Below are 15,305 nucleotides of genomic sequence, written 5' to 3' on the forward strand. Positions count from 1 at the left end.
GGGCGAGGCCGCCGTCGGGCTGAGAGCGGGCGAGGTCGCCGTCGGGCTGAGGCGCGAAGGCCGACGCCGGCGGGGATTTTTACCTTCCCTCTCGTGGGGAGGGTCGGCGCGGAGCGCCGGGGTAGGGTGGCGCGGCGGGTTGGGGGAAGCGCGCTCTTCGGCGGCGAAGGAGGTTCGGCGAAAGGCGTCGGCACCACCCCACACCGCCGGCCTTCGGCCGTCGACCGGCCTGCCTCGGAGTCACGTGCCTCCTCGGCGTTCGGCTTCGCCTCACCCCCACGAGGGGGAGGGTAGGAGGTAGCACCGCTGCGGACCGGGATTTTGCCTTCCCCACGAGGGGGAGGGTAGGAGGTCGCGCCGCCTCGTGCAGGGATTTTGCCTTCCCCACGAGGGGGAGGGTAGGAGGTCGCACCGTCGCGGACAGGGGAATTACCCTCCCCCTCGTGGGGAGGGTCGGCCCGAAGGGCCGGGGTGGGGTGGCGCGTCGGGTCGTGGGAAGCGCTCTCTTCGGCGGGGAGAGAGGTTCGCCGAAAGCGCGGGCGCGACCCCACCCCGCCGGCCTTCGGCCGCCGACCCTCCCCACGAGGGGGAGGGTAGGAGGTCGCACCGGCGCGAGCCGTGACCTGGCCCTCCCCCGCGAGGAGGAGGGTGGGAGGCCGTCCCGTCAGTCGATCTTGACCGCGACGAAGCGGAGTTCGCCGGCGGGGTTGGCGAGGAGGAGGAGGGCGGACTTGCGGTCCTGGTCCTTCAGCTTCTTCACCGCGGCGGCGACGTCCTCGGGCTTGGAGACCGGCTCCTGGGCCACTTCGACGATGGTGTCGCCGGCCTGGATGCGTTTGTCGGCGGCGGGGCTGCCGCTCTCGACGTCGGTGACGACGACGCCCTTGACGTCGGCGCCGATCTTGAACTTGGCCTTGGCGTCGTCGTCGAGGGCGCCGAGGGTGAGGCCGAGCACCTTCTCGGGCACCTTCACCGGCGCCGGTTCGGCGGCACCCTGGTCGCCGGCGGCGGCGGCGAGCTTCTCGCCCTCCTCGAGCCTGCCGAGGGTGACGGAGAGCTTCTCCTCCTTGCCCTTGCGGACGACGGTGACGTCGACCGCCTTGCCGACGGGGGTGTTGGCGACGAGGCGCGGCAGCTCGCGCATCTCGTGGATCGGCTTGCCGTCGAAGGAGACGATGACGTCGCCCGGCTCGATCTTGGCCGCGGCGGCGGGGCCGCCCTCGGTGACGCCGGCGACGAGCGCGCCCTTGGCGCGGTCGAGGCCGAGGCTCTCGGCGAGGTCGTCGGTGACCTGCTGGATGTTGACACCGAGCCAGCCACGGCGGGTCTCGCCGAAGTTGCGCAGCTGGTCGACGACGCCGGCGGCGATCTCGGAGGGGATCGCGAAGCCGATGCCGATCGAGCCGCCCGACGGCGAGATGATCGCCGTGTTGATGCCGACGACGTCGCCGTCCATGTTGAACAGCGGACCGCCGGAGTTGCCGCGGTTGATGGCGGCGTCGGTCTGGATGAAGTTGTCGTAGGGCCCGGAGTTGATGTCGCGGTTGCGGGCCGAGACGATGCCGACGGTGACGGTGCCGCCGAGGCCGAACGGGTTGCCGATCGCCATCACCCAGTCGCCGACGCGCAGGTGCATCGAATCGCCGAACTTGACCGCCTTCAGCGGCTTGTCCGGCTTGACGCGCAGCACCGCGAGGTCGGTCTTCAGGTCGCGGCCGACGATCTCGGCCTTCAGCTTGGAGCCGTCGTTGAAGTTGGCGACGATCTCGTCGGCGTCCTCGATGACGTGGTTGTTGGTGATGATGATGCCGGAGGAATCGATCACGAAGCCCGAGCCGAGCGACTGCACCTTGCGCGGCTCGCCGCCGCCGCGACCCTCGCCGCCGCCGTTCTTGTCGCCGAAGAACTCGTCGAAATAGTCCTGGAAGGGCGAGCCCTCCGGCATCTGCGGCACCGGCACCTGGCGCTGCTCGGCGACGTTCTGCGAGGTCGAGATGTTGACCACGGCGTCGATCAGGCCGTCGGCGAGGTCGGCGACCGATTCCGGGCCGCGGGCGAAGGCCGGCGAAGGCGCCAGCGGCCCGGCGAGGCCGCCGACCGCGACCACCGCGGCGACCGCCACGGCGAAGCCGCGGGCGAGAAAGGCTCTCTTGACGTCGATGGCCATGGGCCGGCACCCTCCGAATGGTGGCCGCCGGACCTCGCCCGGGCAGCCGTCGATCCCTGTCGCTCAAGCAATAGCGACACCACGCTGCGGACGAAAGTGTGGCGCCGCGGCGGCGGGGAAAGCCCCCCGCGACACCGCGGCGATCCCTTGTCGGATTCGCGAGGCTCCCGTCGTGCTCAGCCGCGCGCGGCCCAGACCAGCGCGACGCCGATCGCCATCGCCGCCAGCCCGCCGATCCGGATGGTGGCGTCGGGCATGTCGAGGACGTGGCGCAGCGCCCGTTTCATGGCGGCCGGGGCGGCGGCGTAGAGCACGCCTTCCACCACGGCCATCAGCCCGAGGGCGACGAGGAAATCGGTCATGGCGTCGCCCTCGGTCCGCCGGCGCCTCAGGGCGCCGGGGCGGCGGGGGCCGCCGCGGCCGGCGGCGCCACCGACGGTGCGGTCGGCACGGTCGCCGGAGGCACCGCGGACTTGCCGCTGTCGCGGAAGTAGCGGAAGAACTCCGTGTCCGGCGTCAGCACCATGGTGGTACCGGTGCCGAGCGCGTCCGCGTAGGCCTGCATCGAGCGGTAGAACTCGAAGAACTCGGTGTCGAGCGTGTAGGCGTCGGCGAAGATGCGGTTGCGTTCCGCGTCGCCCTCGCCGTGCAGGATGTCGGCGTCGCGGTTGGCCTCGGCGACGAGCACGGTGGCCTGACGGTCCGCCTCGGCGGTGATCCGGCGCGCCTCCTGGGTGCCCTCCGCGCGCAGTTCCGAGGCCTCGGCGAGGCGTTCGGAGCGCATGCGGTCGAAGGTGCGGTCGAGCACGTTCTCGGGCAGCTCGGTGCGGCGGATGCGCAGCTCGACGATCTCGATGCCGAGCGTGGCCGCCTCCGGACGGACGAGGTCGCTGACCTCCTTCATCATCTCCGAGCGGGCGTCGGAGAGGGCGGCGTCGAAGGTGCGGTTGCCGTAGACGCGCTTGAGGGCGGCGTCGAGGCGGGTCTTGAGGCGCTCCTCGGCGAAGGTCAGGTTGCCGGCGACCGATTCCCTGAAGGCGCGGGGATCGGTGATGCGGTAGGTCGTGAAGGCGTCCACGACGTACTGACGGCTGTCCTTGACCTGGACGATGTTGTTGTCGAGCTCGAGGGTCTGCAGGCGTTTGTCGATGATCTGGACGGTGTCGACCACGTTGGTCGGCACCTTGAAGTAGATGCCGGGTCGGGTGATGACGCGCTGGATCTCGCCGAAGCGCAGCTGGATGGCCTGGTCGCGCTCGGTGACGACGAAGGTCGCCGAATAGGCGATCAGCGCGAGGACGGCGGCGACGATCAGGACGAAGGGCAGGGCGATCTGGCGCATCAGCGGACCTCGCCTTCGGTGGTGGTGCCCTGAGCGGCGGCGGCCGCCGCGGCGCCACGGCGCAGCTCCGGCAGCGGCAGGTAGGGCACGACGCCGTTGCCGGCGTTCTCGCCGAGGATGACCTTGTCGGACTTGGACAACACGCCTTCCATGGTTTCGAGGTAGATGCGCTTGCGGATCACCTCCGGCGCCTTGGCGTACTGCTCGTAGACGTCGCGGAAGCGCTGGGCCGCACCGGTTGCCTCGGCGATGACGCGGTCGCGGTAACCGATGGCGTTCTCGCGGATCTGGCTCGCCTCGCCGCGGGCGTCGCCGAGACGCTTGTTGGCGTAGGCCTGGGCGTCCTGCTTGACCTTGTCCTGGTCCTGCTGGGCGCGCTGGACCTCGCCGAAGGCGTCGGACACCTCGCGCGGCGGGTCGGCGCGGGTGACGTTGACGCCCTTGACGCGCACGCCGGCCTGATAGGTGTTCAGCGTCGACTGGATCAGCTGCGCGACGGCGACCTGGGCGGCGTCGCGGCCGGTGGTGCGGAACTCGTCGGCACGGGTGCGGCCGACGTATTCGCGCATCGCCGATTCGGAGACGACGCGGACGAGGTTCTGCTGATCGGCGATGTTGAACAGGTACTTGATCGGGTCGTCGATCTGCCAGAGCACCGAGAACTCGACGTTGACGAGGTTCTGGTCGCCGGACAGCATGATCGAGCCGTCGCTTGTGGCGCGGGCGGCCGAACCGATGTTCTCCTGGTTCTCCTTGCGCAGCGGCGGCTTCTCGACCGATTCGATCGGCCAGAACATGAAGTGGATGCCCGGCTCGTTGATTTCGGGCTTGACCTCGCCGAAGCGCAGTTCGACGCCGACCTCGTCCGGCTGGACGACGTAGACGCACTCGTAGATCCAGAAGGCGCCGACCACGGCCAGCACCAGCGGCGCGAACAGACGCGCGCCGCCCTGACCGCCGGGGCCGCCCGGCCCGCGCGAGCCGCCGGGCAACAGGCGCCGGAGCTTGTCCTGGCTGCGCCGGAGCAGTTCCTCGAGGTCGGGGGGATTGTTGCCGCCACCGCCACCGCCGCCGCCGCGCGGCGGCTGGCCCCAGGGCCCGTTTCCGCCGCCCTTCCATCCGCCGCCGCTCTGGTTGCTCCAAGGCATGAGGTCCTGGTCCTCCGGTCGAGTGGGGAATTCCCGCTGTGGCCTCTCGGCTTATACGGGGTCGCCGCGGCCTTGGAAACCGCCGTTCCCGGCCGTCGGGCGGCATGGGTAACGCTTCCAAGGCGTCGGGCGCGCCGCCGTCAGGTGGGGCTCGGCCGGGGCGAAGTCAACCGCGGGCGGTCACCGATCCGCCGCTTTCGGCGCGCGGCGCTCGTAGTCCTGCCAGAGCGCGTCGGTGCTGTCGCGCTCGCCGCGCGGCATCGGCTCCTCGTGGACGAGGTCCCAGTCGGCCGGATCGATCGCCGGGAAGCGGGTGTCGCCGTCCGGGCTCGCCGCGACGCGGGTGACGCGCAGGCGGTCGGCGCGGCCGATCAGGGCGGCGTAGAGCGTGCCGCCGCCCCCGACGACGAACTCGTCGAGGCCCTTGTCGGTGGCGATGCGCCGGGCCGCCGCGACGGCGGCGTCGAGGTCGGCGAACACCGTGACGCCGTCCGGGCGGTAGTCCGGATCGCGCGAGACGATCAGGTTGTCGCGGCCGGGCAGGGGGCGGCCGATCGATTCGAGCGTGCGCCGGCCCATCACCACCGGCTTGCCGAGGGTGATCGCCTTGAAGCGCCGGAGGTCGCTCGGCAGCTGCCAGGGCATATCGCCGTCGCGGCCGATCACGCCGTTCTCGCCGAGAGCGACCACGATGGTCATCTTCGGCGCGGTCACGGCGCCTCCTCCGCGAGCCGGCGGAGCGCCTCGCCGGACAGCCGCACCTGTTCCCAGCCGCGCATCAGCACGGCGCCCTTGGCCTCGTAGAAGTCGATGGCCGGGCGGTTCCAGTCGAGCACCTCCCACTCGAAGCGCGGCAGGCCCTCGTCGACGCAGCGCTTCGCCAGCCGCGCCAGCAGCGCCTTGCCGACGCCGGCGCCGCGGTGCTCGGGCAGCACGAACAGGTCCTCGAGGTAGAGGCCGTGGCGGCCGGCGAAGGTGGAGAAGGAATAGAACCAGAGCGCCATGCCGGCCGGGCGGCCGTCGACGTCGGCGATGTCGCAGAATACCTTCGGCGCCTCGCAGAACAGGGCGGCGGCGAAGTCGGCGCCGGTCGCGCGCGCCTCGTCGGCGAGCTTCTCGTAGGCGGCGAGGGCCCGTACGAAGGCGGCGATCGTCTCGGCGTCGTCCGGGGTCGCCGGGCGGATGGTCAGCGTCATGGGTCGGGCTCGTCCGTATGGCCGGCGCGGGCGCCGGCGGTCGGGCCTGACTAACCCGGCGGGGCCGGCCGCGCCAGGGTCGCCGTCCGCGTCGGCGGCCGCCTCACTGCGGCTGGGGCTCCTGGAAGTCGAGGATCAGGATGTCGAGGTCGCGGCGCGGGTAGAAGTCGGTCGCCTCGATCTCGAAGGTGGTCGGGCCGGTCTTCTTCACGCCGGTGCCGCAGAAGCTGACGAGGTTCTTCGGGTCGCCCTTGTCGATCGTCAGGTGGAACTTGCCGATGGTGCCTGCCCAGTTGCCGCCGGTCTTCAGCACGTAGGCGAGGCGCTGCTCGAAATAGGGCGCGCCGTAGGGATTGTCGGCGGGCACCGTCTTCAGGACCGCCTTCTCGAAGCCGGCGTCGAAGCAGTAGCGCTCGCGGTAGAGATCGTATTGCTCGCCCTTCATCTTGCCTTCCTCGAGGAAGGTCAGGCCGACGGTGCCGCCGACGCTCGGCTTGTAGCGGTGCTGGACGCGGACCTCGCGTCCGGCCGGGAAGGTCATCTCCCACCAGTAGGTGGCGCGCAGCGTCCAATAGGGCACGAAGTGGGTCTCGGGGCCGTTGCCCTGGTCGTACTCGTCGCGCAGCAGGATGCCGCGGCGGGCCATGTCCTCCTGGACCTCGCGCGGCAGCGCGTCGGTGGCGGCCATCGCCTTGTCGGAGAAGGGCATCAGCGGCACGCCGTGGCCGACGAGGTCGTCGGTGACGTCGATACCGGCGACGACGGCGCGCATCTGCAGCTTCGGCTCGACCAGCTTGCCGTCGACGGCGACGGAGAAGTCGAGGAAGTTGTCGCTCTCGGTGTCCGGCACCGCCACCGGCGAGAAGGGCGAGGCGTCGAGATCCGGCATCGGGAAGGCGACGACCGTGCTGACGTCCTTGTCGGTCTCGTTGCGGAAGACGTAGTCGACCCGGACGTCGTTGGTGGAGATCGCCAGATCCTCCGAAACCATGGCGACGTCGCCGGTCTGGACGAAGATCAGCCCGCCCGGGCGGAGCTCGGCCATCGAATCGTTGGCGAGGGCCGGGAGCGTCGAGAGACCGACGGCGGCGGCGATGACGAGCGCGCGGAACATGGGCTGGCGGCTTCCCCCTGGATCGGAACCGGGCGCAGCCTACCCGGCCGGCACGGCGCCGTCACCGCCCGTTCGGGGGCGGCCTTTCTCAGGGGAAGGCGGGCCTCAGAGCCAGCCGCGGCGCTTGAACCACCAGTAGGGCACGAAGGCCGACAGCACCATGGTGGCGATGGCGAAGGGATAGCCGAACTTCCAGGACAGCTCGGGCATGAAGTTGAAGTTCATGCCGTAGACGGTGCCGACCAGGGTCGGCGGCAGGAACAGCACGGCCGCGATCGAGAACACCTTGATGATGGCGTTCTGCTCGATGTTGATCAGGCCGAGGGTCGCCTCGTGCAGGAACGAGATCTGCTGCTCGAGCTGGGTCTCGAAGGCGGCGAGCGACTTGATGTCGCGCTCCACCGCCTTGAGGCGCACGGACGGGCCGTTCTTGACCCACTCGGACGCGCCCTGGCGCACGAAGGGCACGATGCGACCGAAGGAGAGCAGGCTCTCGCGCAGCACGGCGAGCATGCTGTTCTTGCGGCCGAGCAGGCGGATCAGGGCCTGGAGGTCGGTCTTCGCGCCGGGCGTGCCGTCGGCGGCGTCCTCCTCCTCGTAGAAGACGGTGTCGGCGATGCGGTTGAGGTCGCCGGCGACGATCTCCAGCACGTCGGCGATGCGCTCGACGAAGCTCTCCAACAGCGAAACGAACACCGCCTGGGCGCTGCCGTTGTCCTCGGGTTGCTTGGCGACCCGCGCGTCGAAGGTGCGGAACGGCATCGGGTTGGAATAGCGCACCGTGACCAGCCGCTCGCGGGTGAGCAGGAAGGTTACCTCGGTGCGCTTCGGGCGCCCCTCGGCGACGCCGTCGAGCACGACGGCGGTCATGACGAGGGCGCCGCCCTCGGTGTAGAGCCGGGCGGACTCCTCGATTTCCGCCATCTCCTGGCGGGTCGGCACCTGGAAGCCGAGGATGCGCTCGACCTCGAGCTCCTCCTCGCGGGAGGGGTCGCAGAGGTCGATCCACAGCGGGTCGTCGGCGGCCTCGGCGATCTCGCGACGCTCGAGCCGGCCGCCGACGAGGCGGTGGCAGCCAATCATTCGGCCGCGGTCCGCGCGGCCTTGGCCGGCGCCTCGGTGGAGGCGGAGGCGGTGCCGATTCCGGTGGCGATGGCGGCGACGTCGAGGACCACGATCGGTCCGAAGACGACGACGAAGCTCAGCCACAGCACGACGCCGACGTCGGAGACGCGGCGGCGGGGAGCCATGGCACGGGCCTTGCGGCCGGCAGCGAGGGTGTTGGTCATGTCGGGTCTCCTCGGACGGCCGCATCGGCCGGTCCGGGACCCGATCGAACGATCAGATCCTGAACCCGGTCGGCGACGGCGCGTCCCTGCGACTACTGTCGGGGTCGGTTGGCATTGGCCTTCGGTGTTCCGGTTGGGTCGTCGGGCATGGAGCACACTCCTCGCCGAACGATGAGGTGTAGATCGTCGAAACCGCCGATGCCGTCAAGCGGATTCGAGCGAAAAAGCGTTCCGCGACGCAGCCATGCACGACGCGGTGGACCGGCCGCGGTCAGACCGCGACGGCGGCGCGGATCGCCGGGTGCGGGTCGTAGCCCTCGAAGCGGACGTGCTCGTAGCGGAAGTCGCGGACGTCGCGCACGGAGGGGTCGAGCACCAGCGTCGGCAGCGGCCGGTGCGGACGCGAGAGCTGCAGCTCCGCCTGCTCGACGTGGTTGACGTAGAGGTGGGCGTCGCCGAGCGTGTGGACGAACTCGCCGGGGGCGAGGCCGGTCGCCTGCGCCATCATGACGGTGAGGAGGGCGTAGGAGGCGATGTTGAAGGGCACGCCGAGGAAGACGTCGCCGGAGCGCTGGTAGAGCTGGCAGGACAGGCGGCCGTCCAGCACGTAGAACTGGAACAGGCAGTGGCACGGCGGCAGTGCCATCTCGGCGACCTCGGCCGGGTTCCAGGCGCTGACGACGAGGCGGCGGCTGTCCGGGTTGCGGCGGATCTCGTCCTGGACCCAGGCGATCTGGTCGATCGCGCCGCCGCGGCCGTCCGGCCAGGACCGCCACTGCCGGCCGTAGACGGGGCCGAGGTCGCCGTTCTCGTCGGCCCACTCGTCCCAGATGGTGACGCCGTTGTCGCGGAGGTAGCGGACGTTGGTGTCGCCGGCCAGGAACCAGATCAGCTCGTGCACGATCGACTTCAGGTGCAGCTTCTTGGTCGTCACCAGGGGAAAGCCCTCGGCGAGGTCGAAGCGCATCTGGTGGCCGAAGACGGACAGCGTCCCGGTGCCGGTGCGGTCGTGCTTGCGCGTGCCGGTGGCGAGGATGCGCTCCAGGAGATCGTGGTACTGCTTCATCGGCTCATCGTCCCTGTCGAGCTCATCCATGATCCATCTCCACGATTATGCAAGGCTCTCGGGGCCCATCCTTCCGTCGCCCACAGGCAGACCGTAAAGTTGCGGCGGCAGCGGTGACGCCGTCTGCCCCCAACGGGAGACAGCCATGACGATCACCCGCCGTTTCATCGCGGCCGCCGCGCTTTCCCTGCTGCCGACCGCCGCATTCGCCGCCGCTTTGCCAAGTACCGTCTATCAGAGCGCCGCCAATTTTCCGGCTGGCTGCTCCGCCGCCAGTTGCGGCATGACCTTTCAGCCCGTGCCGGCGGGCAGCACTTTGAAAGTCGATCACTTCTCTTGCGAGATCTCGGCATCGCCCACACGCGCCGTTCTCACCGTTCGCGTGAGTTGGGGTGCCGGCACCGTCCAGCAGAGCGTCTACCAGCGTCCGGAACTGGTCGGCCGTGACTCGGCGAGCTCCTATTGGTACGTGCGTGGCGAAACCGGCTTCATCATCCCGCCCGGCATGACGCCGAAGGTGGACATCTATGCGAGCGCGACGGGACCCTTCTTTCCGGCCTGCGTCCTCGCCGGCACTCTCTTGGCCTCCACGCCCTGAGCGATCCCGACGCGCCGCGCCCTGCGCCACCCCGTTCAGCGCCCACTGTCGAACCGGTCCGCGAGGGCGCGGACGCGGTCGACCGTGAGCTGGAAGAGGCAGCCCTCGATCATCAGGTTCTCGCCGGTGCCGCCGAGCATCTCGGCGCCCTCGAGGTCGCATTCGGCGTCGCGGAAGGCGACCCAGGCGCGCTGGGCGGCCTTCAGCCGGCGCAGCGTCTCGCCGTTTTCGGCGTCGATGGACGCGTCGCCGGTGTTCGTTGGCAGTTCGCCGACGATGACCTTGTAGGCGGCGTTGAGGACGGCGTCGGCGTCCGCGTGGGCGGTCGCCTCGCAGTCGGCGTATTCGGGATCGGACCCGGCCTTGGCCATACAGGCCTTCTCGGTGGCTTCGACGGCGTCGACGTCCTCGCGCGCGCCGGCGGCGGCGGGGGTGGCGAGGGCGAGCGCAAGGAGGAGGGCGGCGGTGCGGGTCAAGGTTCTGTAACTCCCTGTTTACAATCGGAATATCATGGCAGGGAGAACACGGTCAGGACACCCCCCGTCGTGGTGTACTTGGACAGGGCCTCGTAGGCGCCGACCGCGCCGGAGCCGTCGAGTGGGTCGGTCAGGCCGGCGGCGAGGCCGATGCCGGCCCAGCCGCCGACGCCGGAGAGCACCGCCACGTATTGCCGGCCGCCGAAGGCGTAGGTCATCACGTTGCCGACGATGCCGCTCGGGGTCTTGAAGCGCCAGAGCTCCTCGCCGGTGCGGGCGTCGATCGCCTTCAGCCAGCCCTCGAGCGTGCCGTAGAACACGAGGCCGCCGGCGGTGGCGAGGGCGCCGGACCAGACCGAGAAGCGCTCGTCGATCTCGAAGGCGGCCTTGCCGGTGGCGGGGTCGAAGGCCATCAGGCCGCCCATGGCGCCGGGCCGTGCTGGATCGGGGTAGAGCTTCAGCGTCGCGCCGACATAGGGCTGGCCGGCGGTGTAGTTCACCTGGAACGGCTCGAAGTCCATGCAGACGTGGGTGAGCGGCACGTAGAACAGGCCGGTGCGCGGCGAGTAGGCGGCAGGCTGCTGGTTCTTGGCGCCGAGCGAGCCGGGGCAGATGCCCTCGTGGTTGACGTCCTCGCCGGCCCCGCCGTCGTCGGTGGAGAAGGCGGGGTCGAGGATCGGCCGTCCGTAGCCGGGGCTCGCCGGGTCGAGGTCGACGGCGCGGGCCCAGTTGACCGACGGATCGAACTTGTCGGCGCGGATCAATGCGCCGGTGGCGCGGTCGAGGGTGTAGGCGAAGCCGTTGCGGTCGAAGTGGGTGACGAGCTTGCGCCGCGTCCCGTCGATCTCGTGGTCGGTCAGGATCAGCTCGTTGACGCCGTCGTAGTCCCATTCGTCGTGCGGGGTCATCTGGTAGACCCAGCGGGCGACGCCGGTGTCGGCGTCGCGGGCGATCAGCGCGTCGGTCCAGCGGTTGTCGCCGGGCCGCTGCACCGGGTTCCAGTTCGCCGGGTTGCCGGTGCCGTAGTAGACGAGGTCGAGGTCGGGGTCGTAGGTGAACCAGCCCCAGGTGCAGCCGCCGCCGATCGTCCAGGTCTCGCCGTCCCAGCCGGCGGTGCCGGAGTCCGGGCCGACCGGGCGGCCGAGTTCGGTGGTCTTCGCGGGATCGATCAGCGTGTCGGCGTCGGGTCCGGTCGACCACGCCCGCCAGCGCAGCCGGCCGGTGGCCGCCTCGTAGGCCGAGAGGTGGCAGCGCGCGCCCATCTCGCCGCCGGCCATGCCGACGATCACCATGTCCTTGACCGGCATCACCGCGGCCGTGTTGGTCTCGCCGCGGCCGACGTCGCCGTTGCGGACGCTCCAGCGCAGCGCGCCGGTCAGCGCGTCGAGGGCGACCAGTGTGGCGTCGGCCTGTTCGAACACGATGGCGCCGTCGGCGTAGGCGAGGCCCTTGTGGACGGTGTCGCAGCACATCACCGCCACCGCCTGGGCGTCCTGGCGCGGCTCGTAGCGCCAGAGCACGGTGCCGTCGTGGGCGAGGTCGAGGGCGTAGACGACGTTCGGAAACGGCGTCACCAGATACATCACGCCGTCGACCACCAGCGGTGCGCCCTCGTGGCCCCGCAGCACGCCGGTGGAGAAGCTCCAGGCCGGCCGGAGGTCCTTGACGTTGGCCGTCGTGATCTCGTCGAGCGCCGACCAGCGCGTGCCGGCGTAGTCGCCGGTCGGCAGCGCCCACTCGGCCGAATCGGCGCTGCGGCGCAGGAGATCGCCGTTGGCGGCGGCCGGCGGGGTCGCCGCGGCGAGGACGAGCGCGGCGGCGAGAACGGTGGACGGGCGGCGGGACATCGGCGGGATCCGTTCGGTTGCGCTCAGGTGACCGCGACGATCTCGACTTCGTGGCCGCCGAAGCTGGCGAGGTCGCCGACGCGGCGGCCCATCAGCGCCACCGCGGCGGGCGAAACGTGGCTGACCGAGCCCTTGGCCGGGTCGGCCTCGTCCTCGCCGACGATGCGGTAGGTCTGGCGGCGGCCGTCCTCGCGCTCGAAGGTGACGCGGCGGCCGAAGGCGACGACGCCGGGTTCGGCGCTCGCCTCGACCAACTCGGCGGTGCGGCGGCGGGCGGTCCAGTAGCGCAGGTCGCGGGTCGCGACCGCCATGGCCATGCGGTCGGCCGAGACGTCGCCGGCGGCCTGGGCGGCCGCATAGGCCTCGCGCGCGGCGGCGAGGGCGGCGTCGATGGCGGCGAGGCCCTCGGCGGTGACGAGGTTGCGGTGCGGCGAGACCGGACGGTCCGGCAGGTGGGCCGCGCGGGACTCGAGGTCCTCCTCGCGTGTGAAGGCGACGCTCATGATCGTCTCTCAGTAATGCGGGGGCCGCTTCTGCGGCATGAACTCGTCGACCCGCGATTCGGCCTCGCCGAGGCGGTCGGCGAGGTTGCCGACGAGGCGCTTCAGCCGGTCGATCTCCGCCCACTGGGCGGTGACGACCTTGTCGAGGTCGGCGATGACGCCGTCCTGGTGGGCGATGCGGATCTCGAGGTCGTCGATGCGGGCGACGAGGTCCGTGGCGTCTTCGGTCATGGCGTCGGGCCTCCCGTTCCCGTCCGGCCGACTAGATGGCGCATCCGAGCGACGAGGGGAAGTCCGCGGCGGCACGGAGCGGACCGTAAGGGCCCGCCGACCCGATGCGCCGCATCGCCCCGATCACCAGGATCCGCCTCGACATGCGTCCCGCCGCCCGCCTCGCCACCCGTCTCGTCCTCGCCGCCGGCTTCCTCGCCGCGGGCACCGCGCTCGCTTCCGCGTGGTCGTTCGGCAACGTCTACCAGGAGAAGGTCAACCGCTTCTGCACCAGCACGCCGGAATGCGCCAAGGCGTTCCCGGACGTGCCGGCCGGCAAGGTGATGCAGGTGCGCCACTTCTCCTGCGGCCTCGTCGCCGCCGACGCACGCCAGACCCGCCAGATCTACCTGCGCCTCACCTCGAGGAAGACCGCCGAGACCATGATCTTCCAGCAGCCGTTCACGCTGAAGGCGAAACTCGACGGCAACAACTGGTGGGTCGTCGAGGGCAATCCCGACTTCTTCGTGCCGGCCGACACCACCATCGAGGTGGTCTACAGCGGCTCCGGCACGCTGGTCACCCGCGTCGACTGCGCGCTGTCCGGCATCCTGTCGAATGCGGGCTGAGGCGCCTTCACAAGACCGTCGCCATCGCCTATATCTGACCGTGCCGGGGCAACCCGGATATGGCGATAAACTGGCTGCGCAATAAACCTATCGGACCCGGGGGCGGTACCCGGCGCCTCCACCCGAGCCCGCGCGCGACGCGGGTTCCGGCGGGGGCGAAATAGGATCGACGAGGGCGTAAAGGCAGTGCGGTCGCTCGGCATGGTTCCGCCGTCATCGGGCCGATCCTATAGTTGCGAATGACAACTATGCTCCGGTGGCCGTCGCCGCGTAATGCGGTGCCGGTAACGGAAATCAAGTCCTGAGGGGTAGCACTTTCAGGCGGGGTTCGGAGGTACCTGGCAACAGAAACCTCCACTTCATTTCATGTCTCCTAATTTGTTGAAAACGCTGCACAATGGTTTTGCAGTTTTTCACGGTTTTACAGTTCTGTTCTTGTTCCTCCCTTCGGTGATGGAGTGCAGGACGGCCTTGCCCCCGGCCTTGCGGTCGGCGTGGCGGCAGTAGCGCTCCACCATGGCGGGCGACATGCCGACCATGTCGCTGATCTGCGGGATCGAAAGGCCGTGCTGCCGCAGGCCGATCGCGGCGACGGCGCGAAGGCCGTGAGGGACAGCGTCGGCGAGGGCAGGGTGATCCGCTCGCACCGCGTCGAACGCCTTCCACCATCCGTTGGTCGTGAAGGGCTTGCCGTTGTCCTGGAGGAGGAACGGCCCCGGCCGCTTCTCCCAGCCGGCCATCTCGGCTTCCAGCTCGGGGAAGATCGGGCACCAGGGCCGCACGCCGGTCTTTTTCTGCGGCAGGCTGATTCCGCCTTCGTCCAGGTCCGTCCAGCCCATGCGGACCACGTCGGAAATCCGCTGTCCGGTATAGCGCATCAGGACGTAGCCGCGCCGCACCATGCCGGCGAAGTTCGCGTCGGCGATGGCCAGTTGTTCCGGCGTCCACGGCTTGTGCCCCTCGCCCGGGTCGAAGTGCGGCACGCCTTGCGTCGGATCGCGGGTGAGCAGTTCGCGCGGCCCCATCGCCCATCGGCACATGGAGCGGAGCGCGTCGAGCACGTTGTTCGCCGAACCGGGCTTGGCCGCGAGGCTGTCCATGAGTGCCTGGACGTGAGACGGCCGCAGGGCGGCGGCGGGCAGGTTCCCCCACGCCTTGCGGACCACCTTGAGCGAGCCGCGGTACTTGGCGCGCGTGCTTTCGGTGAGCCGGCGTTGCAGGGTCGGCCATGCCGCTTCGTAGGCATCGGCGAGGGCGTTGATGGTGTCGGCCGCGGGGTTCCCCATGATCCCCTGCGCCTGCCGAACCGCGGCCCAAAACTCCGGTGAGTGCGGATCGTTCGGCAGCTTGATCCGCTGGCCAGGGTTCTTCGATCCGCGGCCCTCTTGGTAGTAGAAATACTCGCGGGCCTTGGAAACCACGCGGTGAACGTGCGCGGGGAGGGGGACCGAGGGTCCCTTACGGCGCGGCGACATTCTTGATCCCGACGAGGAACGGATCTGCCGTGGCGTCGTGCTCCGGCGTCATCGAGGCGAGCGCACGCTGGACGTCGTTCCAGGAGTATCGCGCGCACCCGGCGGACAGCTTGATCGGTTTCGGCAACAACCCGCGACGGACCATGGCGTACACCGTCTCTTCCGACACATCGAGTTCCCGCGCCAAGGTCGCGGCGGACATGTAGGCCGGCGGACGATCGAGACGGTCGGGAGCGGTCACCGTT

At 70.2% G+C, this 15,305-nt stretch carries 17 protein-coding genes, 1 other RNA gene and 1 pseudogene; 3 read left to right on the forward strand and 16 right to left on the reverse strand.

Annotation, left to right across the window (positions count from 1 at the left end; genetic code table 11):
* Positions 1-664 precede the first annotated feature (664 nt).
* The 10 genes and pseudogenes from EDD54_RS12060 to EDD54_RS12105 all read right to left on the reverse strand — a co-directional run bounded on the left by EDD54_RS12060 (position 665) and on the right by EDD54_RS12105 (position 9,322).
* Positions 665-2,167 (reverse strand): DegQ family serine endoprotease, encoded by a 1,503-nt coding sequence (locus EDD54_RS12060; protein WP_126541408.1) that lies wholly within the window; start codon positions 2,165-2,167, stop codon positions 665-667.
* Between the two features lie 176 nt (positions 2,168-2,343).
* The gene (locus EDD54_RS12065) at positions 2,344-2,529 is read right to left on the reverse strand and encodes a DUF2065 domain-containing protein (protein WP_126541409.1); all 186 of its coding nucleotides are present in this window, start codon (positions 2,527-2,529) and stop codon (positions 2,344-2,346) included.
* Between the two features lie 26 nt (positions 2,530-2,555).
* Positions 2,556-3,509: a protease modulator HflC gene (gene hflC / locus EDD54_RS12070; protein ID WP_126541410.1), complete on the reverse strand. Its 954-nt coding sequence runs from the start codon at positions 3,507-3,509 to the stop codon at positions 2,556-2,558.
* The gene (gene hflK, locus EDD54_RS12075) at positions 3,509-4,657 is read right to left on the reverse strand and encodes an FtsH protease activity modulator HflK (protein ID WP_126541411.1); all 1,149 of its coding nucleotides are present in this window, start codon (positions 4,655-4,657) and stop codon (positions 3,509-3,511) included. Before hflK ends, hflC begins: the two co-directional genes overlap by 1 nt.
* A gap of 180 nt (positions 4,658-4,837) precedes the next feature.
* The gene (locus EDD54_RS12080) at positions 4,838-5,371 is read right to left on the reverse strand and encodes a dihydrofolate reductase (RefSeq protein ID WP_126541412.1); all 534 of its coding nucleotides are present in this window, start codon (positions 5,369-5,371) and stop codon (positions 4,838-4,840) included.
* Positions 5,368-5,880, reverse strand: a pseudogene (locus EDD54_RS12085) (N-acetyltransferase family protein); the annotation flags it as partial. The pseudogene EDD54_RS12085 and the gene EDD54_RS12080, both read right to left, overlap by 4 nt.
* A gap of 76 nt (positions 5,881-5,956) precedes the next feature.
* Positions 5,957-6,967 carry a DUF4424 domain-containing protein gene (locus tag EDD54_RS12090; RefSeq protein ID WP_126541414.1) on the reverse strand — a complete coding sequence of 337 codons (1,011 nt, stop codon included), beginning with the start codon at positions 6,965-6,967 and terminating at the stop codon, positions 5,957-5,959.
* A 105-nt stretch (positions 6,968-7,072) separates the two neighbouring features.
* Entirely contained in the window at positions 7,073-8,050 is a 978-nt protein-coding gene (locus tag EDD54_RS12095) for a magnesium transporter CorA family protein (RefSeq protein ID WP_126541415.1), read from the reverse strand.
* Entirely contained in the window at positions 8,047-8,256 is a 210-nt protein-coding gene (locus tag EDD54_RS22995; protein WP_165644332.1) for a hypothetical protein, read from the reverse strand. Before EDD54_RS22995 ends, EDD54_RS12095 begins: the two co-directional genes overlap by 4 nt.
* Before the next feature lie 271 nt (positions 8,257-8,527).
* A complete protein-coding gene (locus tag EDD54_RS12105) occupies positions 8,528-9,322 on the reverse strand; it encodes a thymidylate synthase (RefSeq protein ID WP_126541964.1) in 795 nt (264 codons plus the stop codon).
* Between the two features lie 145 nt (positions 9,323-9,467).
* Between EDD54_RS12105 and EDD54_RS12110 the strand changes: the two genes are divergently transcribed.
* Complete coding sequence (locus tag EDD54_RS12110) at positions 9,468-9,920, forward strand: hypothetical protein (protein ID WP_126541416.1); 453 nt, start codon at positions 9,468-9,470, stop codon at positions 9,918-9,920.
* A 35-nt stretch (positions 9,921-9,955) separates the two neighbouring features.
* Here the strand turns inward: EDD54_RS12110 and EDD54_RS12115 are convergent, their stop codons facing one another.
* From EDD54_RS12115 to EDD54_RS12130, 4 genes are read right to left on the reverse strand one after another with little or no spacing between them, the layout of a single operon-like run.
* Positions 9,956-10,396, reverse strand: coding sequence for a lysozyme inhibitor LprI family protein (locus EDD54_RS12115; protein WP_126541417.1), 441 nt, complete (start codon positions 10,394-10,396; stop codon positions 9,956-9,958).
* Positions 10,397-10,428: 32 nt separating this feature from the next.
* Entirely contained in the window at positions 10,429-12,243 is a 1,815-nt protein-coding gene (locus EDD54_RS12120; protein ID WP_126541418.1) for a methanol/ethanol family PQQ-dependent dehydrogenase, read from the reverse strand.
* A gap of 23 nt (positions 12,244-12,266) precedes the next feature.
* Positions 12,267-12,746: a transcription elongation factor GreA gene (gene greA / locus EDD54_RS12125; RefSeq protein ID WP_126541419.1), complete on the reverse strand. Its 480-nt coding sequence runs from the start codon at positions 12,744-12,746 to the stop codon at positions 12,267-12,269.
* A 9-nt stretch (positions 12,747-12,755) separates the two neighbouring features.
* Positions 12,756-12,977, reverse strand: coding sequence for a SlyX family protein (locus tag EDD54_RS12130; RefSeq protein WP_126541420.1), 222 nt, complete (start codon positions 12,975-12,977; stop codon positions 12,756-12,758).
* 104 nt (positions 12,978-13,081) lie between these two features.
* Between EDD54_RS12130 and EDD54_RS12135 the strand changes: the two genes are divergently transcribed.
* Positions 13,082-13,585 (forward strand): hypothetical protein, encoded by a 504-nt coding sequence (locus tag EDD54_RS12135; RefSeq protein ID WP_126541421.1) that lies wholly within the window; start codon positions 13,082-13,084, stop codon positions 13,583-13,585.
* 2 nt (positions 13,586-13,587) lie between these two features.
* Positions 13,588-13,944, forward strand: a transfer-messenger RNA (tmRNA) gene (ssrA, locus tag EDD54_RS12140).
* 54 nt (positions 13,945-13,998) lie between these two features.
* On the opposite strand, the gene EDD54_RS12145 is transcribed toward ssrA, so the two are convergent.
* Positions 13,999-15,006, reverse strand: a complete 1,008-nt coding sequence (locus tag EDD54_RS12145; protein WP_245515734.1) for a tyrosine-type recombinase/integrase — start codon at positions 15,004-15,006, stop codon at positions 13,999-14,001.
* Between the two features lie 37 nt (positions 15,007-15,043).
* Positions 15,044-15,301: a helix-turn-helix transcriptional regulator gene (locus EDD54_RS23210; RefSeq protein WP_207620237.1), complete on the reverse strand. Its 258-nt coding sequence runs from the start codon at positions 15,299-15,301 to the stop codon at positions 15,044-15,046.
* Positions 15,302-15,305 lie beyond the last annotated feature (4 nt).

This window comes from Oharaeibacter diazotrophicus (assembly GCF_004362745.1).
In the GTDB taxonomy this organism is placed as follows: domain Bacteria; phylum Pseudomonadota; class Alphaproteobacteria; order Rhizobiales; family Pleomorphomonadaceae; genus Oharaeibacter; species Oharaeibacter diazotrophicus.